At 67.4% G+C, this 20,910-nt stretch carries 20 protein-coding genes, 1 pseudogene and 1 riboswitch; of the genes and pseudogenes, 6 read left to right on the top strand and 15 right to left on the bottom strand.

Annotated elements, in window-relative coordinates:
- Positions 1–16: 16 nt before the first annotated feature.
- Genes ACWF5H_RS04170 through pabB form a run of 3 tightly spaced genes read left to right on the top strand, consistent with a single transcriptional unit; the run spans position 17 to position 3,205 of the window.
- Entirely contained in the window at positions 17–637 is a 621-nt protein-coding gene (locus ACWF5H_RS04170) for a LysE family transporter (protein WP_452035035.1), read from the top strand.
- A 23-nt stretch (positions 638–660) separates the two neighbouring features.
- Complete coding sequence (locus ACWF5H_RS04165; RefSeq protein ID WP_452035033.1) at positions 661–1,158, top strand: low molecular weight protein-tyrosine-phosphatase; 498 nt, start codon at positions 661–663, stop codon at positions 1,156–1,158.
- Positions 1,148–3,205, top strand: coding sequence for an aminodeoxychorismate synthase component I (gene pabB, locus ACWF5H_RS04160; protein WP_452035031.1), 2,058 nt, complete (start codon positions 1,148–1,150; stop codon positions 3,203–3,205). Before ACWF5H_RS04165 ends, pabB begins: the two co-directional genes overlap by 11 nt.
- A 9-nt stretch (positions 3,206–3,214) precedes the next feature.
- Here the strand turns inward: pabB and cls are convergent, their stop codons facing one another.
- Complete coding sequence (cls, locus tag ACWF5H_RS04155) at positions 3,215–4,693, bottom strand: cardiolipin synthase (protein WP_452035029.1); 1,479 nt, start codon at positions 4,691–4,693, stop codon at positions 3,215–3,217.
- Between the two features lie 83 nt (positions 4,694–4,776).
- Between cls and ACWF5H_RS04150 the strand changes: the two genes are divergently transcribed.
- Complete coding sequence (locus ACWF5H_RS04150) at positions 4,777–5,649, top strand: aminodeoxychorismate lyase (protein ID WP_452035027.1); 873 nt, start codon at positions 4,777–4,779, stop codon at positions 5,647–5,649.
- A 15-nt stretch (positions 5,650–5,664) separates the two neighbouring features.
- Here ACWF5H_RS04150 and ACWF5H_RS04145 read toward each other — a convergent pair whose 3' ends face one another.
- From ACWF5H_RS04145 to ACWF5H_RS04130, 4 genes are all read right to left on the bottom strand, one after another.
- Positions 5,665–5,889 carry a DUF4287 domain-containing protein gene (locus ACWF5H_RS04145; protein ID WP_364643585.1) on the bottom strand — a complete coding sequence of 75 codons (225 nt, stop codon included), beginning with the start codon at positions 5,887–5,889 and terminating at the stop codon, positions 5,665–5,667.
- Between the two features lie 72 nt (positions 5,890–5,961).
- Positions 5,962–6,759 (bottom strand): energy-coupling factor transporter transmembrane component T family protein, encoded by a 798-nt coding sequence (locus tag ACWF5H_RS04140; RefSeq protein ID WP_452035026.1) that lies wholly within the window; start codon positions 6,757–6,759, stop codon positions 5,962–5,964.
- The gene (locus ACWF5H_RS04135) at positions 6,756–8,273 is read right to left on the bottom strand and encodes an ABC transporter ATP-binding protein (RefSeq protein WP_452035025.1); all 1,518 of its coding nucleotides are present in this window, start codon (positions 8,271–8,273) and stop codon (positions 6,756–6,758) included. Before ACWF5H_RS04135 ends, ACWF5H_RS04140 begins: the two co-directional genes overlap by 4 nt.
- 8 nt (positions 8,274–8,281) lie before the next feature.
- A complete protein-coding gene (locus ACWF5H_RS04130) occupies positions 8,282–8,902 on the bottom strand; it encodes an ECF transporter S component (protein WP_452035024.1) in 621 nt (206 codons plus the stop codon).
- Positions 8,903–8,945: 43 nt separating this feature from the next.
- Positions 8,946–9,079: riboswitch (TPP riboswitch) on the bottom strand.
- Between the two features lie 170 nt (positions 9,080–9,249).
- On the opposite strand from ACWF5H_RS04130, the gene ACWF5H_RS04125 reads away from it, so the two are divergent.
- Entirely contained in the window at positions 9,250–9,510 is a 261-nt protein-coding gene (locus ACWF5H_RS04125; RefSeq protein WP_364643573.1) for a DUF4235 domain-containing protein, read from the top strand.
- A 231-nt stretch (positions 9,511–9,741) separates the two neighbouring features.
- Here ACWF5H_RS04125 and mnhG read toward each other — a convergent pair.
- From mnhG to ACWF5H_RS04095, 6 genes and pseudogenes are all read right to left on the bottom strand, one after another.
- A pseudogene (gene mnhG / locus ACWF5H_RS04120) lies at positions 9,742–10,104 on the bottom strand (monovalent cation/H(+) antiporter subunit G); the annotation flags it as partial.
- Positions 10,094–10,363 carry a monovalent cation/H+ antiporter complex subunit F gene (locus tag ACWF5H_RS04115; protein ID WP_452035023.1) on the bottom strand — a complete coding sequence of 90 codons (270 nt, stop codon included), beginning with the start codon at positions 10,361–10,363 and terminating at the stop codon, positions 10,094–10,096. The pseudogene mnhG and the gene ACWF5H_RS04115, both read right to left, overlap by 11 nt.
- A gap of 11 nt (positions 10,364–10,374) precedes the next feature.
- Positions 10,375–10,935, bottom strand: a complete 561-nt coding sequence (locus ACWF5H_RS04110; RefSeq protein ID WP_452035022.1) for a Na+/H+ antiporter subunit E — start codon at positions 10,933–10,935, stop codon at positions 10,375–10,377.
- Positions 10,932–12,554 (bottom strand): Na+/H+ antiporter subunit D, encoded by a 1,623-nt coding sequence (locus ACWF5H_RS04105; protein ID WP_364643568.1) that lies wholly within the window; start codon positions 12,552–12,554, stop codon positions 10,932–10,934. Before ACWF5H_RS04105 ends, ACWF5H_RS04110 begins: the two co-directional genes overlap by 4 nt.
- Positions 12,551–13,024 carry a Na(+)/H(+) antiporter subunit C gene (locus tag ACWF5H_RS04100; RefSeq protein ID WP_452035020.1) on the bottom strand — a complete coding sequence of 158 codons (474 nt, stop codon included), beginning with the start codon at positions 13,022–13,024 and terminating at the stop codon, positions 12,551–12,553. The genes ACWF5H_RS04105 and ACWF5H_RS04100 overlap by 4 nt, the downstream gene beginning before the upstream one ends.
- Positions 13,021–16,023, bottom strand: coding sequence for a Na+/H+ antiporter subunit A (locus tag ACWF5H_RS04095; protein WP_452035019.1), 3,003 nt, complete (start codon positions 16,021–16,023; stop codon positions 13,021–13,023). The genes ACWF5H_RS04100 and ACWF5H_RS04095 overlap by 4 nt, the downstream gene beginning before the upstream one ends.
- A 236-nt stretch (positions 16,024–16,259) precedes the next feature.
- On the opposite strand from ACWF5H_RS04095, the gene ACWF5H_RS04090 reads away from it, so the two are divergent.
- Positions 16,260–17,618: an MFS transporter gene (locus ACWF5H_RS04090; protein WP_452035350.1), complete on the top strand. Its 1,359-nt coding sequence runs from the start codon at positions 16,260–16,262 to the stop codon at positions 17,616–17,618.
- A gap of 18 nt (positions 17,619–17,636) precedes the next feature.
- On the opposite strand, the gene dcd is transcribed toward ACWF5H_RS04090, so the two are convergent.
- From dcd to ACWF5H_RS04070, 4 genes are all read right to left on the bottom strand, one after another.
- Positions 17,637–18,218, bottom strand: a complete 582-nt coding sequence (gene dcd / locus ACWF5H_RS04085; protein WP_127512972.1) for a dCTP deaminase — start codon at positions 18,216–18,218, stop codon at positions 17,637–17,639.
- Positions 18,219–18,430: 212 nt separating this feature from the next.
- Complete coding sequence (locus tag ACWF5H_RS04080; RefSeq protein WP_452035018.1) at positions 18,431–19,300, bottom strand: tryptophan 2,3-dioxygenase; 870 nt, start codon at positions 19,298–19,300, stop codon at positions 18,431–18,433.
- Between the two features lie 86 nt (positions 19,301–19,386).
- On the bottom strand, positions 19,387–20,004 hold the full coding sequence (locus tag ACWF5H_RS04075; RefSeq protein WP_452035016.1) for a DinB family protein: 618 nt from the start codon (positions 20,002–20,004) through the stop codon (positions 19,387–19,389).
- A gap of 87 nt (positions 20,005–20,091) precedes the next feature.
- Complete coding sequence (locus ACWF5H_RS04070) at positions 20,092–20,907, bottom strand: DUF1684 domain-containing protein (RefSeq protein ID WP_452035015.1); 816 nt, start codon at positions 20,905–20,907, stop codon at positions 20,092–20,094.
- Positions 20,908–20,910: the final 3 nt, after the last annotated feature.

The raw sequence follows: 20,910 nt of genomic DNA, 5'->3' as shown, positions 1-20,910 counted from the left end.
CCCGTAGGATCATCTGGTGCAATTCTCGTTATGGCTGGCGCTGCTCGGCGCCACGGTAGTGATTAGTTTCACCCCTGGCGCCGGTGCCATCAACACCATGAGCAACTCGCTCAATGCCGGCTTCCGCCGGTCCATCTGGGGCATCCTGGGCCAGCAGGCCGCCCTAGTGATCCACGTGGCGATTGTGGCGCTGGGCCTGGGCCTGCTGGTCTCCAACTCCCCCGTCCTGTTCGCCGCGATTAAATACGCCGGCGCCGCCTACTTGATCTATCTGGGTCTGCGCCAGTTCCTTGCCAAGCCGACGGGCGACGCGGAGATCGAAGCCGCGCGACGCGACGAGCCGGCCTTCTCCATGTTCCGGCGCGGCATGTGGGTCAACCTGCTCAACCCGAAGGCCATCGTCTTCTTCCTGGCCTTCATGCCGGGCTTCATCCGGCTGGACCAGCCACAGCTGACGCAGTATCTGGTCCTGATCGCCACGGTACTGGCCGTGGACATCCTGGTCATGTGGTTTTTCTTCGCCGCGGCGGCCAGGTCCTTCCAGCGGTTCACCCGGACGGTGCGCGGGCTGACCATGATGAACCGGTCCTTCGGTGTACTTTTCATTGCGGTCGGCCTGATGCTGGCTTTCCTCTAGCCGCCGTCTCATAGACTCGAGTCATGTACCGCATCATCGCTGTCTGCACCGGAAACATCTGCCGCTCGCCCATGGCCGAGCGGATGCTGGCCCGCGCGCTCCAGGAAGCAGGACTGGGCGGCCAGGCCAGCGTGGACTCCGCCGGCACCACCGGCTGGGAGCTGGGACGGCCGATCGACCAGCGGGCCGGCCAGCGCCTGCAGCAGTCCGGCCTCAGCGCGCTGGACCACCGGGCCCGCAAGTTCGAGGCAGCCTGGTACGACGAGCGGGACCTGATCTTGGCCCTGGACGTGGACCACTACGACCAGCTGCGCAACGGTGCGCCGAACGAGGCCGCCCGCGGCAAGGTCCGGCTGTGGCGCTCTTTCGACCCTGCCGTCAACCATCTGGCTCCGGCGGATCAGGGGATCTACGATCCGTGGTTCGGCGAGGCCTCCGATTTCGACGCCAGCTGGCAGATGATCGACGCCGCACTGAAGGGGATCATCGAGTTCGTGCGCCAGGAACTCGATGCCCGCTAAGCCCGTCCTGATCGCCGTCGACGGTCGCTCCGGCTCCGGCAAGACCACCTTGGCGGTGGAGCTGGCAGCGCTGCTGCGGGTCCACCGCACGGTCGTGCTGTTCCATCTGGAGGACATTTATCCGGGCTGGCACGGCCTGGCCGGCGGACAGCGGCGCTACTTGGAGACCGTGCTGCGTCCCTTGGCGGCCGGCCAGGCCGCGCGTTGGACCGCCTGGGATTGGACCAAGGACGACGACGGCGCCGCCCGCACCACGGAATCCGCGGACGTGGTCATCCTCGAGGGCGTCGGGGCGGCGCACGCCGCCGCCCGCGGCCTGCTCAATGCCGTGGTGTGGCTGCAGGCACCGTCCGCTGACCGGCGGAGCCGGGCACTGTCCCGGGACGGTTCCACGTATGAGCCGTTCTGGGACATGTGGGCGGCGCAGGAGGAGGCCTGGCTGGCTGAGGACGACGTGGCTGCCGCCGCGGACATCGTTGTCGAATCCGGCCCCGCCGGATCCGCCGCCCCCGAACAGGTCCTGCTGGCACTGGCGTCGCTGCCGGCGCTCGAACATGCGCTGGCCCCGGAGCGTGCGGCCCGCGAGGGCATCCGGCTGGTGGCCGAACGCGTGGACGCCTACCCGGATGCCGAGGCGGCCTACCGCCGCCTGTACGCCGGCGCGGTCCGCAGCGTCTGGCTGGACAGTTCCAATGTCCACGAAGCCGCCGACCGGAACCGGATCAGCATCATGGCCGACGACGGCGGCAGTTTCGGCCAGTGGGCCGAGCACCACAACGGCATCACGCTGGTGAACCGGCACAACACCACCGCACGGATCGGCGGCGGGTTCTTCCGCTGGCTGGACAGCGCCTGGGCACACCGCCCGATCACCGCCGCCGGGGACGTGCCCGGCGGCTTCGCCTTGGGTTGGCTGGGTTATCTGGGCTACGAGCTCAAGCGTGAGACCGGCGGCAAGGGCACCGGGGCCCTGGTGCCGGACAGCCTGCCGCGCGGCGCCCACGGAAACGCACCGGATGCAGCGCTGCTGTTCGCCGGCCGCGCCGTCCTGCTGGATCATGTCCGGCGGTGCACGTGGCTGCTGGCCCTGGCCGGACCGTCCCACCCGGAGGAGGCCGCCGAGTGGATCGCCAGCACCGCAGCAGCCCTCAGCACCCTGCCGTCTGTCTCCGGCCCGCCGCCGGAACCGGCACGGCGGCCCGCCGCCCTGGTCTTCCAGTCGCGTGACTCGCGCGAGGCCTATCTGGCCAAGATCCGCGAAGCGCAGGCGGAAATCAGCGAGGGCAACACCTACGAGGCCTGCCTGACCACCCAGCTACACGCCACCGCGGCGGAGCCGCTGGATCCGCTCGAGACCTACTTGGCCCTCCGCCGCCGCAATCCCGCACCGTTTGCCAGCCTCTTGCGGTTCGGCACGCTCACCGTGGCGAGCACGTCGCCCGAGCGGTTCCTCAGCATGGCGGCCGACGGCGCCCTGCGGGCCGAACCGATCAAGGGCACCCGGCGGCGCCTGGCGGATCCGGACGCCGATGCGGCAGTCGTCCGGGAACTGGCCGGCAGCGCCAAAGACCGGGCCGAGAACATCATGATCGTGGATCTGCTGCGCAACGACCTGAGCCACTTCGCCGTGCCGGGTTCGCTGCAGGTCAGCCGGCTGTGTGCCATCGAGTCCTACGCCACCGTGCACCAGATGGTTTCCACCATCGACGCCCAGCTGCTGCCCGGGGCGGTCCGGGCCGAAGCCGTGGCGGCGGCTTTTCCCGCCGGCTCGATGACCGGGGCACCGAAGATCAGCACCATGGACATCCTGGACCGGCTGGAGACCGGACCGCGCGGCGTCTACTCCGGCGCAGTGGGTTACTTTTCGCTGGACGGGGCCGCGGACCTGTCCGTGGTGATTCGGACGCTGGTGATGGACGGCAACCGGCTCAGCCTGGGCGTCGGCGGGGCGATCACAGCTGACTCCGTGCCGGACGACGAGTGGGACGAAGTGCGGGCCAAAGCCTACGGAGTGCTCTCGGCACTGGGAGCTGTGTTCCCGGACTAATACTCCCGGCTACTGCAAGGTGGCGGTCAGCCGGGCCACGTTATCCACGTAGCGCTGCCAGCGCGGCCGCTGCCGCCATTCCTCAAGGGTGAGCTCCTTGGAGATCGCCCGATAGCTGTCCTGGATGTCGGACAGCTCCTCCACGATGTTGTCGCCGAGCATCATCACGGAGACCTCCAGGTTCAGCGAGAAGGACCGCATGTCCATGTTGCTGGAGCCGATGACGGCAACTTCGTTGTCCACCGTGAAGTGCTTGGCATGCAGCACCAGCGGCCTCGGGTAGCGGTAGATCCGCACGCCGGCCTCCAGCAGCGCCTGGTAGTAGGACTGTTGGGCGTGGTGGACCAGCGCCTGGTCGCCGACCTCGGACACGAAGAGCTCCACCTTCACCCCGCGCTGCGCCGCCGTCGTAATGGCATAGAGCAGCGAGTCATCGGGCACGAAGTACGGGCTGCAGATGGACAGCCGCTCGACCGCCGCATAGATCAGCGTGTTGAACAGGCGCAGGTTGTTTTCGGTGACGAAGCCGGGGCCGCTCGGCAAGGCCTGGCAGGTCATTGGCCCGGGCTCACGGAACGGCACCGGAGTGAACAGCTGGGTTTCGAGGATGTCGTCGGTTTCACTCAACCAGTCGGTGGCGAAGACAACGTTCAGCGCGGTGACGATGGGGCCTTCATAGCGGGCCATCAGTTCCACCCACTTGCGGCCGATCTTTTCGCTGGAGGTGCGCCGGTAGCCGGGTTCGATCAGGTTCTGCGATCCGGTGAAGGCCACGCGCCCGTCCACCACCAGGATCTTGCGGTGGTTGCGCAGATCGATCCTGCGCCATTGGCCGCGGACCGGCAGCACCGGCAGCGAACGGCGCCAGTCGATCTGGGTGGTGTCCAGCCAGCGGCGGAACTTGCGGTAGCCGGTCACGCGGAGGGCTCCGATGTGATCGAACAACAAGCGCACGCGGACGCCCCGCGCGGCGGCTTCTTCCAGCGCGGCGAAGAGTTCGCCCGTGGTGTCGTCCCTGCTCATGATGTAGAACTCGATGTTCACGTACTCGCGGGCCTCGCGCACGGCCTCGGTCATGGCGGCAATCGAGGCGTCGTAGTCCGGGTACAGCTCCACGTGGTTGCTGTCCACCATGGGGAAGGCTCCGAGCCGGCGGTTCAGTTCTGCCGCCGAATGCACCCAAGCCGGTGCCTCCCGTTCGCTGCGGGGCTCCTCCAGATCATGGGTGGCGGCCCAGACACGGCGGTTGATCTCCGCCTGCTTGGCGATCCGCCGCTCCGAGAGCCGGAAGCTGCCGAACATGAAGAACAGCGCCAGGCCGATCAGCGGGATAAAGAAGATGGCGAGCAGCCAGGCCATGGCGGTGTTGGGCCGGCGGTTGCCGGGAATCACGCCCAAGGCGATGATGCGGATCGCCATGTCTATCACGCCGAGAATGGCGACGACCCAGTCGGGGAATGTGCCCAGCCCCGCAAACGACCACAGCACGCGGCTGCTCCTCCCCTCCCGCCGTGTGCCGGCGCAATCCTCCCCAGCCTACCCGGCGGCCAGCGACAAACTAAGCTAGGCGTATGACAGTTCTGGTGTTCCTCGACCCTGCCTACGAGGCGGGGCGCATCGCCGATGCATCACAGCCTCAGCTCATGGCCACCGATCAAGGGGCCACCCGCGGGGACGGCATTTTCGAGTCCCTGCTGGCCGTGAACGGAATACCGCGCAAGGTGCAGGCGCATCTGGACCGGCTGGCGACGTCCGCCCAAACCATGGATTTGCAGCTGCCACCGGCCGACGCGTGGGAGCGTGCGATCAAGACGGCGATCGCGGAGCACCCGCCCGTCGAGGAGCTGGTGATCAAGCTGTTGGTGACCCGTGGCGTGGAAGGCGCCACCGCTCCCACCGCCTGGGTCCAGGCCTCGCTGCCGCCGTCGGCCGGACAGCGCCAGCGCACCGACGGAATCTCGGTGCTGCTGCTGGACCGCGGCTATGACAGCTCGCTGGCCGAACGCGCCCCATGGTTGCTGATGGGCGCCAAAACGCTCTCCTACGCGGTGAACATGGCGGCCCTGCGCTACGCCCGCAAGAACGACGCCGACGACGTCATCTTCACGTCCAGCGACGGCCGCGTCCTCGAAGGACCGACCTCCACCGTGCTGATGGCCCGGGTGCGCGATGGCGTGCGCACTCTGGTCACGCCGCTGCTGGAGAGCGGCATCCTGCCGGGCACGTCCCAGGCAGTGCTGTTCAAGGCGGCCGCCGCGGCCGGATGGCAGCTGGGCTACGGTCCGCTGGAACCGGACGACCTCTATGAGGCCGATGCCGTCTGGCTGGTTTCCAGTATCCGGCTGCTGGCGCCGGTGAAGAGCATCGACGGCAAGGAAATCCCGGTGTCGTCTGAGCTCACCGAGGAACTGACCGCGCTGCTGGCCGAAGGCAGCCGGGAGTAGCTTTCCTGCAGCCGCCTACTGTTGCGGCTCTGCCTGTTCCTGCTCTGCGCGATAGACGTGGACAAGCGCGTTGGCGTGGCCGTGGCCGAAACCGTGCTCGGTCTTCAGCCAGTTGACCTGCTCGGAATGCTTCCGGCCCCGGACTGCCTGCAAGGCGGTCATCCAGTGCTCAATCGGGTGCCCGTACTTTTCCTCGATGGAGGGAAAGTACGACTTGGGTCCCTTGACTGATTCGCTCATGGAGTCATTCCAACAGCGCCCGGCCCCCCGCCGCAAGAGCCAGGGCGGCACTCTTCAAGGACCGCCGGCAGGTCACACGAAGATGAAGTTCCAGGTTTCGGCGGCTACGGCGGCCGCGGCCGCCGCAGCGGCGATCAGCACGCCCCCCAGCAGCACCCAGACATCCACCGTGCTGTAGGTGGACTCACGCGCCCAAGTCCGCCGGCCCGCTCCAAAACCGCGCGCCTCCATGGCAACCGCCAGACGGGTGGCCCGCCGGATGGCCTGCACGATCAGCCCGAACGCCTGGCCCACGAACGCGCCGGCCTTGGCGATGGGCCGGTTCTCGGCACCGACGCCGCGGGCGCGGCGGGCCAGGCCCAGCGTGCGCCACTCCTCCACCAGCAGCCCGACCAACCGCATGGCGGCCAGCGCCCCCAGGACAAAGCGGTGCGGAAGCTTCAGTTTCTGCGCCAGCGCGTCGGCCAGGTCGGTGGGGTCGGTGGTCAGCAGCAGGAAAATGCCCGGCAGCGCGACGGCGAGCGACCGCAGGCCGATGGCGATGCCGCCGGCCACCGAATCCTCGGTAAACGCCACCGGACCGAGCTGGAACAGCACGGCCCCGGTCTTCTCCGCCAACAGCGCCGTGGCCCAGGCGCCGGTGGCCGCCGCCGCCAGCAACGGCCAGCCGCGCTTGAAGAGCAGCCACGGGTTCACCCCCAGCACGGGCATCAGCAGCAGCTCGGCCGCGAGCACCACCGAGGCGCTGACCCAGTCCACGCTGAGCATGACCACCACGGTGATCACGGCGGCGGCCACCAGCTTGGACACCGGGTTGGCGCGGCTGAATGGCGAAGCGGCCAGCCGCGGAGTCATCAGATCCACGCTCATGCTGCCCTCCTCAGCGTCCGCACCGGCTGGACTCCGCCGCCGGCCACGCGCACGGCACCACCGCCGAGCGCTGCGGTGAAATCGGCATCGTGCGTGACCGACACCACGCTCTTGCCGTCGGCCACCAGCTCGGCCAGCAGGGTGACCAGTTCCGCCCAGGTGTTGGCGTCCTGCCCGAAAGTCGGCTCGTCCAGCATCAGGATGTCCGGGCCGGTGGCCAGCATGGTGGCCACCGAGAGCCGGCGCTTCTCGCCGCCGGACAGGGTAAAGGGGTTGGCCTGCAGCAACCGGGTCAGCCGGAGCCGTTCGGCGATGGTGTCCACCCGCTGCCGGACCTGCGCCTCGGGCAGCTTCGCCACCCGCCGCGGACCGAACTCCAGCTCATCGAGCACCGTGCTGGTCAGGAACTGATGTTCCGGTTCCTGGAACACGCTGCCGATCCGGGCCACCAGTTGGGCGGACTTCCATTTCACCGGGGACTGCGCCGCGCCACGCTGCAGCGCCGGGGTGGCGGTCAGCTCCCCCCGGGCAGGTGCCAGCAGGCCGCCCAGCGTGAGTGCCAGCGTGGACTTGCCGGCGCCGTTCGGGCCGGTGATGCTCAGGGCCTGCCCGCTGAGCAGGTCCAAATCCACGCTGCGCAGCACCGGTCCGGCCTTCCGGCTCCGGGCCACGTCCAACCCCACCGCCTGCAGCAACGGTCCGCCGGGGGCCGGAGCGGCGGGCAGCTTGAGCCCAGGAGTGTGTCCGGGGACCCAGACGCCGGCCTCCACCAGCCGGGCACGGGTGGCGCGTTCGGCCAGCACCTTGTCCGGCGGTCCGTCTGCCAGCACGCCGCCGCCGGCCGCCAGCACGATCACCCGGTCCACCACGTCCGCCCAGACGGCCACCCGGTGCTCGACCACCACCAACGTGGCTCCGGTGCGGTCCAGCACCCGGGCCACGGCGTCGCGCACTTCCTGCACGCCCTCCGGGTCCAGGTTCGCGGTCGGCTCGTCCAGCAGCAGCAGTCCCGGCCGCATGGCCAGCACCGATGCCAGCGCCAGCCGCTGTTTCTGGCCACCTGACAAGGCCGCGGTGGGATGGTCCAGCGGCACGTCCAGGCCAACATCGGCCAGGGATTCGCGGACCCGGTCCCAGATCTCTGTGCGCGGCACGGACAGGTTCTCCGCCCCGAAGGCCACCTCGTCGCCCACGCGGGCCAGCACCAGCTGGCTTTCCGGATCCTGCAGCACCAGCCCGGCCCGGCCGCGGGCATCCGAGGGACGCTGCCCGGCCACGGTAAGCAGCCCGGCTTCCTCGCCTTCCCCGTCGTCGCCCAGCACGCCGGCCATGGCATGCAGCAGCGTGGACTTCCCGGCGCCGGAAGCCCCCAGCAACAAGACCCGTTCGCCGGGTGCGATGCTGAAGCTGGCCCCGCTCACCGCCGGATCCTTACGGCCGGCATGGCGCCAGCCCCAGTCCTCGGCGAGGACCGGCACCGGGCCGGCCACCGGCGTCGTACTCTGCAGTCCCATGGAACGGCTCAGACGTCTGCCGTGCGGCCCGCCGCGAAGGAGGACAAGACGCCCGTCCTCGCCAGGCCCTTGACCGCCAGCCAAGGCAGCAGCCCGGCAATCACCACGCCGGAGACGGAGGCGAAGACCACGTAGGCCAGCTGCCATTCGGGGGCCCAGAGCATGTTGTACAGGATGTTCTCGCTGATCGAGAGCGCCAGGCCGGCGCCGAGCCCGGCCAGCATCGCCACGACCACGTTGAACTTCCGGTACAGGAAGAGCAGGAAGATGACTTCGGCGCCCAGGCCCTGGATCAGGCCGGACACCAGCACGCTCATGCCGAAGCTGGTGCCCAGCAGGCCGGAGACAATCGCCGCCAGCATCTCGCAGTAGATCGCGGCGCCGGGCTTGCGGATGATCAGCCCGCCCAGCACACCGGCCATCAGCCAGCCGCCGGTGTAAAGGCCGGCCGAGGGCGGGAAGGCAACGGTGAGGCCCTCGACCAGCGGCCAAGCCGCCGACCAGGCCCAAAAGATGACACCGACGGCCACTGCCACCACCGAGGCGACGACGATGTCCACCACCCGCCAGCCGTAGCGCTGCTTGCGTGCGGGCGTGGGGGTGGTCGGTGCATTCGAAACGGTACTCACGAGAATCCTCCTGGATGCAGGAGGGGAGGGCGGCCGTGTGGCACGCCCCGAGAACTCGACTCCCTTCGCCGGTACTAACCGGAGCAGGTTCGAGGGTCTGCGGTCTTTCCGCACTCTCAGCGTCCCTCCCGGTGCCCGGCGTGTGCCGGTCGGTCGGACGCTCCCCTGTCGTTATTGGTGCTGTCTAGCAGCACGCACCAGTCTACACTCGCCCGGCTTGGCGGCCCATTCGGCCGGCATCCGTTGGAAAATGCACGACGGCGGCGGGACGGACGGGTGCCGGGCAGTAGGCTGGGAGCGGAAAGAGCTGATGGCACGGGGACGCGGCGCCCCGGGAAGGAGCAGACATGACGGTTGTATTGAGGCTCTTGGGCACCTTGGTGAGTATTGGCGCGGGCCTGGCAGCCACCCGTGTGCTGGGCTTCGTGTGGAAGAAGGTCACCGGCCGCGACGCACCGCAGTCCGACGATGACCTGGAGAACAGCCTGCAGGCTGCCGTGGTTTTCGCGGTGGTCTCCGGCACGGTGGGCCGGGTGATCCAGGTACTGCTCAAGCGGGCCACCGCCAAAGCGGTCCTGCACTACGAAAAGACCCCGGAAATCGTCTAAGCCGGCACGGGTGGCGGGCACGCCGGCGGGGGCGGGGCTGCGGCCCCGCCCCCGCTGTCGCGTCTAGTCCTTGCGCGTCCCGGTAGCGTCCTGGTCGTTCCGGGCCGGACCGGCCGCGGTTGCAGCGGCGTCGGCCGCGGTGGGGCCGGCCGTTATGGGGTCTATCTCCGGGTCGTCGCTCTCTGCGGCGCTGGCGTCACCGGCGAGGACGTCACCGGCGTCGATCTCCGCTTCGGGCTCTTCTTCCGCTGCCGCTTCCACCACCGCGTCGAGGTCGTCCACGCTGAGGATTTCCCGGCGCAGGTGCTTGGTGCGGTATCCGGCACGGCCCACCATGTGCGCCGAGACCGGAACGGTGAGCAGTTGGAACAGCCATGCGATGAGCAGCAACGGCACCGCCGCCCAGCTGCCCAACTGCAGCCCCAGCCCGGTCAACAGCAGCAGCAGGCCGAACACCTGCGGCTTCGTGGCGGCGTGCATGCGGGAGAGCAGGTCCGGGAACCGCAGCAGGCCGATGCCCGCCGCCAGGGACATCAGCGCGCCGGTGATCAGGCAAACGGCGGTGACGACGTCGAGGATCAGGTCAGTGTTCACGTGCCCGCCCGTCTGTGACGAACCGGGCCACCGCAACCGAGCCGATGAACCCGACCAGGCAGATCACCACCACCAGCGTCAGATTGTTCATGTGGCCGCTGGCGGCCATGTCCACGATCAGGCCGGCACAGACAACCGCCAGCAGCACGTCGATGGCCAGCAACCGGTCCAACAAGGACGGCCCGCGGGCCAGGCGGACCAGCGCCAACACCGCGGCCAGAGCCAGTATTGCGCTGACGATGATTTGGGCAACAGACATGACTTCCACGTTTACGCTGCTCCTCCTCTGCCGGCACCTTCAGCTTTGACCAGTTCGAGTTCTTCCTTGGTCCCCATCATCCTGATCAAGCCCGCCTCGATATTCCGCACCTCGGCCTGGAAATCCTCGGCGGCTTCCTTGGTGGCGACGTTGATTACGTGCAGGTAGAGCGTGGACGTGGACCGGTCCACGTCCACCACGAAGCTGCCCGGGATCAGCGAGATGGCATGCCCGGTGGCCGTTACCAGCAGATCCGAGTGGCTTCGCAGGTGCACCGCCACCACCGCGTTGCGCAGCTTCGGGCCGGCGGTCAGGGCCAGCCAGAGTACCTGGAAGCTCGCTACCGCCACTTTCCAGACGAAGGTCGCGGCGAAGACCACCGCCGCCATCGGGTTGAAGCGCCCGCTGAGTTCGACCGGGGGCAGATAGAACAGGTTCACGATGGCCAGCGCGATCAGCAAACCGAAGATCAGGTTGCCGGGGCTGAAATCCTGCCACAGGGCTCCCCAGAGGAAGACCAGCCACGCCAGCAGGGGCAGCTCGACCCAGATGGAGATGCGCGGTTTCCTCACGGGGCGACCCCCTGCATCGCGCCTTCGCCCAGGACCGCCTCGATGTACGGTGTGCGCTGCAGCATCTCCCGCGCCGCCTGGTCGCTCAGTTCGAAGAGCGGCCCGGCGAAGACCGTGAGGGCAACGCCCATCACCACCAGCCCGATCGTCGGCCAAACCATTGGCATGGGCAGCAGTTGAACGATGCCCCGCCCGGTGAACCGCCCGTGCGGACGCTCCTCCACGTGGCGTGTGGTCCGCACCGCCGACCCGTCGGGCTTGGTCGCCACCAGCACCGGATCCGGGTGCTCGGCGTCTTCCGGGCGCCGCCAGAACACGCGGTTCCAGACCCGGGCCAGGGCAAGCAGCGTCAGCAGCGACGTGATCATGCTGCCCGCCACCAGCACCCAGGCCACCGGGGTGCCCAGGTCCACGCCTCCCTGCACCAGGCCGATCTTGCCCAGGAAGCCGGAGAACGGCGGGATGCCGGCCAGGTTCATGGCCGGTACAAAGAACAGGATGGCCAGCATCGGCGACAGCTTGGCCAGGCCGCCCAACCGGTCCATGTTGGTAGTGCCGCCGCGGCGCTCAATCAGGCCCGCCACCAGGAACAGGCTGGTCTGCACCGTGATGTGGTGCGCCACGTAGTAGACCGCTGCGCCCAGCCCCACCACCGAGGACATCGCCAGGCCGAACACCATGTAGCCGATGTGGCTGACCAGCGTAAACGAGAGCATACGCTTGATGTCGATCTGGGCCACCGCGCCCAGGATGCCCACCAGCATGGTCAGCACGGCCACCACCATCAGGAACGTGTTCAGGCGGTCGCCCGGGAACAGCAGCGTCTCGGTGCGGATCAGGGCGTAGACTCCGACCTTGGTCAGCAGGCCGGCGAACACCGCGGTGACCGGCGCCGGCGCCGTCGGGTAGGAGTCGGGCAGCCAGAAGGACAGCGGGAAGACCGCCGCCTTGATGCCGAAGGCCACCAGCAGCATCAGGTGCAGCGTCATCTGCGTTGACGGTTCCAACTCGCCGAGCTTGATCGCCAGGTCGGCCATGTTGATGGTTCCGGTCGCCGCGTAGATCATCGCGATGGAGACAAGGAACAGCATCGAGGAGATGACGCTGACGACGACGTAGGTCACCCCCGCGCGGATGCGCGGGCTGGTGCCACCCAGCGTCATCAGCACGTAGCTGGCAGTGAGCAGCATTTCGAAGCCCACATAGAGGTTGAACAGATCACCGGTCAGAAAGGCATTGGAAACGCCGGCCACCAGGATCAGGTAGGTCGGGTGGAAGATCGAAACCGGGCCCTCTTCGTCGCTGTCCGCCATGCCCTGGCCGGAGGCATAGAGCAGCACCGCCAGGCTGACGGCCGAGGAGACCACCAGCATCAGCGCGGACAGCTCGTCGACCACCATGGTGATTCCAAAGGGCGGAATCCAGCCGCCGATATTCACCGCCTGGGCACCGTTCGCCCAGGCCGAGGCCAGCATGACAACCTCCAGCGCCAGCGTCACGGTCAGCGTGATGGCACCGGTCCGGCGTTGGGCATTTGGATGGCGGATCAACACGAACGCCAAGGCAGCGCCCAGCAGCGGCAGGACTACTGCCAGCGGGGCTATCTGTGCGGCGTTCACTTCTCCCCCTCCGTCCGGGCCCTGTTGGTTGCGGGTGTTTCCTCCGCCTCGTCCGGCGGAACGAACTCGGTGGTTTCCGCAGGGATCTCGGCGTCGTCTTCCGCATCGAAGGTTGGCTGATTGGCCACGCGGCGGTCTTCGATATCGTCCTGGACCTCGTCCTGCCGTCCCAGCACCCAGGAACGGTAAATGATGGCCAGCATGAACGCCGTGACCGCAAAGGAAATCACGATGGACGTGAGGATCAGGGCCTGCGGCAGCGGATCGTTGTAGGTCTCGGCGGGGACGTCAACGCCGAAGATCGGCGCCAGGCCAGCGGGTCCGCCGGTGCTCAGCAGCAGCAGGTTGGCGCCGTTGGTGATCAGCATCAGGCCGAGCATCACGCGGGTCAGGCTGCGTTCCAGGATCAGGTAGACGCCCACGGCGAACAGCACCCCCATCACCAGCAGCAATGTCAGGTTGACCGTCATTTGGACACCTCCTCCTCGATCGTTGCCGGCGCATGGAGCTCCGGGCCTTTTCGGCCGCGGGAGGTACGTTCTTCGGTTCGTTCGTCGATTTCCGAGCCGAAGCTGCGCAGCACGTCCAGCACCAGGCCGACCACGACCAGGTAGACGCCGATGTCGAAGATGGTCGAGGTGACGAACTTGTGGTCGCCGAAGACCGGCAGGCTGAACTCGATGATCGCGCTTTGGAAGACCTGGCCGCCCAGGAAGAGCGGGACGACGGCCGTCAGGGCCGCGGCAGCAAGCCCCACGCCCAGCAGCAGACCGGCGCTGACGGGAGTGGCTTCAGCCAGCTCGACCCGCCCGCCGGCCAGATAGCGGATGGTCAGCGCGATGCCGGCCAGCAGCCCGCCGGCGAACCCGCCGCCGGGCAGGTTATGGCCCGCCAGCAGCAGGTAGACGGAGAAGATCATCACGGAGTGGAAGAGCAGCCGGGTGATCACCTCGAAGATAATGGACCGGCGTTCCGGCGCCAACGTCCGGCCGGCCACGAGCCAGGCGTCACGCGGCACAACGGCGAACTTGCGGGCGGTGGCCAGGGCCGCTGCCTCGCGGTCCGAGTGCGCCACCATTTCGTAGCCCCGGCCCACCGAACCGCTGGCGACGGCGTCGACGGACGGCGGGCGCTGGTCTCCGCGGCCGCGGATGAAGATCAGGCTGGCCACACCGGTAGCCGCCAGCGCCAGCACGGAGATTTCCCCGAAGGTGTCCCACGCACGGATGTCCACCAGGACAACGTTGACGATGTTCCGGCCGCCGCCGCCCTCGTAGGCCAGCTTCGGCAGGGCCAGTGATACCGGATCTGCCGTGCGGGCCGCCATCGCCGTCATCGCGATCACGATCATGGTCAGGCCAAAGGCGGCCCCAATGACGGCGCGCAGCAGTTTGAACCGGCCGGGGGTGCGCAGCCACAGCCGCGCCGGCAGCGAACGCAGCGCCAGCACGATCGCCACCAGCGAGATCGTTTCCACCAGCATCTGGGTCAGGGCCAGATCCGGGGCGCCCTGGATGGCGAAGATAAAAGCCAGCCCATAGCCGGTGACCGAGACCATCAGCACCGCCATGAATCGCTTGTTGGCGCGGATGGCGCCGAGCGCTCCCGCCGCCACGATCAGCCCCGCGATGGCCTGCGCCGGGGTATCGAACCAGACCAGGCTGTCCGGCAGCGGGGCATCCATCAGCACGACGGCGGTCAGCGGCGTCACGATGGCCACGATCAGGATCACGCACAGGTAGAAGACCAACGAACCGCGCTGGGTGCGCCCGGTGACCCAGATGGCCACCTCGTCCAGCACGCCGATGATGCCGCGGTAGATCCGGTCGGCCTCCGGAATGAAGTGGATCTTCGCTTGGAAGGCCGCAACCGGGGTGCGCAGCAGGAACAAGGCGACGCCGGCGGCCAGCGTGATCGCCGTGAGGCCGAGAGCCGGTGTCAGACCGTGCCAGAGCGCCAGATGCGTGGCGACCGTATCCAGCGGGAAAAGCCCGGCATACGGCTCCACGGCGTTTTCCACCGGCACCGGCCACAGCCCGAACAAGAGGGTGGCCACGGCCAGGATGGCCGGCGCCGCCAGGAAGGTCCACGGAACCGGCTTGAACTCGATGGCCGCCAGGCCCGGTTTGGCGGCGAACCCGCCCCAGATAAAGCGGGCGCTGTAGGCGAACGTCAGGATGGATCCCACCACAATGCCGGCCAGCAGCAGGCCGCCCACCCAGCCGGAGGCCTCCTCGCGGTGGATGAAGGCTTCGTAGACCGATTCCTTGGCGACAAAGCCCAGCAACGGGGGAAGGCCGGCCATGGAGGCGGCACCGATGAGGGCCACCACAAAGAGCTTCGGGGCCTTGCGGTACAAGTGGGACAGCTCGCGGATGTCACGCGTTCCGGACTGGTGGTCAATGATGCCCACCACCAGGAACAACGTGGCCTTGAAGAAGCCGTGGGCCAACAGCAAGCCCAAGCCGGCCAGTGCGGCCTCCTGGGACCCCAGTCCGACCACGAGGGTCAGGAAACCCAGCTGGCTGACCGTGCCGTAGGCCAGGATCAGCTTCAGGTCGTGCTGTCGAAGGGCCTGCCAGCCGCCCACCAGCATGGTCAGCAGTCCCAGTCCCAGCACCACGGCGTGCCAGTACTCGGTGCTGGAGAATCCGGGAGACAGCCTGGCCACCAGGTAGATGCCGGCCTTCACCATGGCCGCTGCGTGCAGGTAGGCGCTGACCGGTGTGGGCGCGGCCATGGCGGCCGGGAGCCAGAAGTGGAACGGCACCAACGCCGACTTGCTGATCGCCCCAACCAGCATCAGCAGGATGGCTATATCGATGATCTGTCCGTAGGCCATGAGCGAGCTGGCCTCTGCGAGGATCTCCGAGATCCGGTAGGTGCCGGCGGTCTGGCCGATCATCAGGATGCCGACCAACATCGCCAGGCCACCCAGCGTGGTGACCATCAGGGCCTGCAGCGCCGACCTACGCGCCGACAACCGGTGCCTGGCATACCCGATCAGCAGGTAGGAGAGAACACTGGTCAGTTCCCAGAAGATGTACATCAGGATCAGGTCATCGGCGGTGACCAAACCGAACATCGCGCCGCTGAAGGCCAGCAACTGTGCGCCGAACGGACCGATGTCGGGATCGTCGGCCTTGAAATAGCGGGCGCAATAGAACAGCACAAGGGCGCCGACGCCGAGGATGAGGATGCAGAGCACCGCGGCCAGCGTGTCCATCCGGAAGGCCAGTTCCAGCCGCAGGCCCGGCACCCAGGCGTAGACTTCCGACGGCGGCGCGTTGGGGGCGCCGTCCAGGGCTTTCTGGTTTGCGCCGGTGTAGTTGCCGAACGTGGCGATCAGCCAGATGAATCCGGCGGCGGGTACCGCAGCCAGGATGTAGAAGGTTGACCGACCGAGCTTCCGGAAAATCAAAGGCGCTACAAAGGCCACCGCAAAAAGCATGGTGAGCACAATCAGCACGTGGATACTCCGGAACTTCCTTCAGAATTGCCAAGGATTAGGCGGACAAGGGCATGCTTCATTCTACCCATGGCATAAATGCTCCTGCGCCCGCGGGGCACTGCATCCGGGCGCCGGACTTGCCCGGCCGGGCCTTCGGATCCACGTTTTGGCAAAGATTCACGGGGCATGCGGCGCTGCTCAAAGTTCGCACCGGGCGAAACGGATAGCATCGCGGTATGACTGACTCGGCCGGCATGCCGGTAACCCAAGACGCGGGCGGTGCGGCAGCGGAACGGCTGAACAAGAAGCATGTCCTGGCCTGGGCGTCCTGGGACTGGGGGTCGGCGGCCTTCAATGCCGTGATGACAACGTTTGTCTTCACTGTCTACCTGACCAGTGACGCCTTCGGCGGCGAGGCGTTCGCTTCGGAAATCCTCGGCTACGGATTGGCCATCGCCGGCCTGGCCATCGCGCTGCTGGCACCGGTGACCGGCCAGCGTTCGGATACCGGCGGCCGCCGCAGACTCTGGCTTGGCGTCAACAGTGTGGCGGTGGCTGTACTCACCGGCCTCTGCTTCTTCGTCTTTCCGTCGCCGGGGTTCCTCTTCCTGGGCGTGGCGCTGATCGCGCTGGCGAACATCTTTTTCGAGTTCGCGAATGTGAACTACTACGCCATGCTGACGCAAATTTCCACCCCGTCGACCATCGGCAAAGTGAGCGGATTCGGCTGGGCCATGGGTTATGTTGGCGGCGTCGTGGCGCTGGCCCTGGTGCTCGTCGGGTTTGTCCTGCCGGAAACCGGATGGTTCGGAGCCACGGCGGACAACGGGCTGAACATTCGGCTGGTGGCGGTGTTCTGCGCCGTCTGGTTCATGGCCTTCGCGCTGCCGGTGCTGTTTGCCGTTCCGGAGATCCCCCGGCAGCCGGCGGCCGCGTCGCTGGGTTTTTTCGCTTCCTACGGGCTGCTCTTCCGCCGCATCAAGGCGATCTCCCGCTCCAGCCCGCACACGATTTTCTTCCTGATCGCCAGCGCCATTTTCCGTGATGGGCTCGCCGCGGTGTTCACCTTCGGCGGGGTGATTGCCGCCGGAACCTTCGGCTTCTCGCTCAGCCAGGTGATCGTCTTCGCCATCGCCGGCAACGTGGTCGCTGCGCTGGGTGCGGTGTTCGGCGGGGTGCTGGACGACCGGGTGGGCCCGAAGAATGTCATCGTCTGGGCCCTGTCCGGACTGATCGTCGCCGCTGCCGCCATCTTCATCCTGGGCGCCGGCGACCATGTCTTCTTCGGCAACGTCTGGACCGGCGATACCACCTTCTGGGTGTTCGGCCTGCTGCTGTGCCTGTTCGTCGGACCGGCCCAGTCGTCCTCCCGCGCCTATCTGGCCCGGCTCGCGCCGCGCGGCGAGGAAGGCGAATTTTTCGGCCTCTACGCCACCACCGGCCGGGCCGTCAGCTTCCTGGCACCATCGCTGTTCGCACTGTTTATCACCGTGTTCGGCGAACAGCGCTACGGCATCCTGGGCATCTTGGTGGTACTGCTGGCCGGCCTGTTGCTGCTGCTTCCGGTCAAACCACCGGCGAAAATCCAGCGGGCCACCACTCCCGCGGCCTGAGTCCGGGCAGCGGACGGATCAGCGTTCGATGACCGTGCGGTGGAAATTCTGGTAGCTGCGCGATGCTGTGGGGCCTCGCTGGCCCTGGTAGCGGTTGCCGTACTCGCCGGAGCCGTACGGGTGCTCGGCCGGCGAGGACAGCCGGAAGAAGCACAGCTGCCCGATTTTGGAGCCCGGCCAGAGTTTGATCGGCAGTGTTGCCATGTTGGAGAGCTCAAGCGTCACGTGTCCGGAGAAGCCGGGATCGATGAACCCTGCCGTGGAGTGGGTCAGCAGGCCCAGCCGGCCCAGCGAGGACTTGCCCTCCAGCCGGGCGGCGATGTCGTCGGGCAGCGTCACCGTCTCATAGGTGGAGCCGAGGACAAATTCGCCCGGATGCAGGATCAGCGGCTCCTCCGGGTCCACCTCCACCAGCCGGGTCAGCTCGGGCTGCTCCAATTGCGGGTCGATGTGTGCGTACTTGTGGTTGTCGAACAGCCGGAAGAACCGGTCAAGCCGCACGTCCACGCTCGAGGGTTGGATCATGTCCGGCTGGAACGGATCAAGAATGATGCGTTCGGAGTCCACTTCGGCACGAATATCACGGTCGGAGATCAGCACACTCTAAAAATACACGGGAACGGGCCCCTCCCCTGCCGCATGACGCCGCCCTCGGACGGGAGCATCGGGGCTCAGGCCCTGTCCCGATCCGCGAAGGGGTGCGACCATGGAATCAGTTGGGCCGCGCGGGATCCGAAGGCGGCCGCCCAAGCAATCAGGCCGCTGCCGGCGGGGGAACGAACGGCCTCCGCCGGCAGCCCTCGTCCACGCCCCTATTCGACCGGTCCGGCCTTGCCGATCTCCGTGCGCACCGCATACAGCTCGGGGAAGAACGTGAGTTCCAGCGCCCGGCGGAGGAAGCCGACGCCGGAGGATCCGCCGGTGCCGCGGTTCATGCCGATGGTCCGCTCCACCGTTTTCAGGTGCCGGAAGCGCCAGAGCTGGAAGTTGTCTTCCAGATCCACCAGTTCCTCGCAGGCCTCGTAGACGTCCCAATTCAGCCCGGCATTCTCATAGACCGAGGTGAAGGTCTCCACCAGTTCCGGGTTGAAAACGTGGGCCTCTGTCACGTCCCGGTCCAGCAATTCCGCCGGGATGGGATAGCCGTGCCGGTGCAGATAGGCCAGAAACTCGTCGTACACGCTGCTCTGCTCCAGCAGCTCGGCGAGCAAGGCCTGCGCGGCCGGATCATTCGCAAAGACGTCCAGCATGCCCTTGTTCTTGTTGCCCAGCAGGAACTCCACCGCGCGGTACTGATAGGACTGAAAGCCGGACGACGACCCCAGCGCACCGCGGAATTCGGCGTATTCGGACGGGGTGAGTGTTGCCAGCACCGACCATTGCTCGGTCAGCGAGCGCTGGATGTGTTTGATCCGGGCGATGCCCTTCATCGCAAAGCGCAGGTCGTCGTCGCGCAGTTTTTGCCGTACCGCGCGCAACTCGTGCAGCACCAGTTTCAGCCACAGCTCGGAGGTCTGGTGCTGGATGATGAACAGCAGTTCGTCGTGGTGTTCCGGACGGCTGACCGGGTGCTGAGCGGCGAGCAGCTGGTCCAAGGACAGGTAGGAGCCATAGCTCATCTTGTCCGAAAAGTCGGTCTCGATATTGTCTTCGAGCCGGCGGGTGTTCTTATCTACGGTCATAGCGGCTTCCGTCGGTACCCCTGCCTCTTTGCAGGACTGCTACCAGCCTACGGCCCGGGCCGTGCTCCCGCCCGGTGCACTCCCCCTCAGCCGCGTACCGACGAGTCCCAACGCCACTTCTGGCCGCGGGTTTCCGGGGTCCGGCCGCTGGCCCCCAACAGGTCCTGCCAGGGATCGCCGGTCCGCTCGGCAGCCGGGAAGATCCGGTCCAAGACCCGAGCGATCACCACTTCATCCGGACGGTAGCCGATCCCCTGTGCAGCGAGGATATCGAAGCCGTGCAGGACGGCCTCGGCCACCCCCATCGCGGCGAAACCGGACGCATCCGAGGTTCCTGCCGGATGGTAGCCCCGGTGGCCTGCCGGCGCGGTGGCCGTGACGGCATAGAGCAGCCCGGCCGCGGCGTCGAAGCAGCTGACGATTCCGGCGGTCCCCGTGGCGGGATCGGGCCAGAACAAGATCTCCGGCCCGCCCGCTTGCCACGCGGGCGGATCCACCAACGCCACGTAGTCATCCTGCGGCGGTCGACGGCCGGACAATTGCATCGCATAGAAGGCGAAGTCGTCCATCAGATGTGCGGCTGTCTCGCGGCAGTCCCAAGCCAGCTCAAGCGCAGGCTTGCCCCAGGCATCGTCCGGCAGTTCAGCGAAGCGGCCGGTCAGGTCGTCGGTAATGGTGCGGAAGTCGTCCGCCGTCGGTCCCATCCGACGATCCTCCCGCAGGTTGGCGTACGGCGCCACCATTCGGCCGTCGGCGGTAGAAAGTCAGCGATAGAAGTCAGCACTGGAAAGTCAGCGCGCCCGGCGTTCACCGGCTTCCACCGGGGCCGCGATGACGTTGCCGTCAACCGGCATCGGGCAGGTACCGAAGTCGGTGAAAGCGCTGGGAAAATTCGTGGCGCGATTGAAATCGATCAGCACGGTTCCGTCGGGGCCGGGCCGGCGGGTGGCGACGGAACGCCAGCCCGCGGTGGTTGCCCCGTTGGTGGCGTCATGGAAGTTCAGCGACAACGCACCCAGTCTCTCCGGCTCGGCCACCAGCGTGTGCCGGGTGCCCTCCAGTTCGAAGCTGACCGTGCCCACCGCGGTGATGGCACCGGGAACGTCTGGATTGGACGTGGCGATCGGCAGGGTCCGCGGTTGGTCGTATTCATCGAATCTGCCGGCCACCACCAGATCCGGGTTGTAGTCGAAGACCGGCACGGCCTCGAAGTCAGCATGCACCGGCGAGGCATTGTCCCGCGTCCGGATGGCATAGCGGTCGCCACGGGCGGCGAGTTCGACGGCGATGCTGCCGCGGCGTACCCAGAGCAGCGATTCCTCGTTGCCCAGCGTGGCCGTATACGTTCCGACCGCCGGCTCGCCGGATTCCATGAAGTACAAGCCGTCGTCGGCGCTTGCCGTCAGGGTGGCGTGTCCGCCCGCGGATGCCGGACCGTTGGCGCTCCACAGGCCAGTGATCTGGTCCAGCGGGGCCGGCTCGGCGGGCAGCCACTGCAGCGAGGTCAGCGTGAGCCAGCCATGTTCGACGGCCAACGCCTGGTTCCGGTGGTCCCGGAAGCGCAGCCAGCTTTCCCGCCGCCGGGCGTCGTCAGTTGAATTCGCCATGCT

This window comes from Arthrobacter sp. NPDC055138, from assembly GCF_053607305.1.
This window is presented reverse-complemented; position numbering and strand designations above follow the sequence as displayed.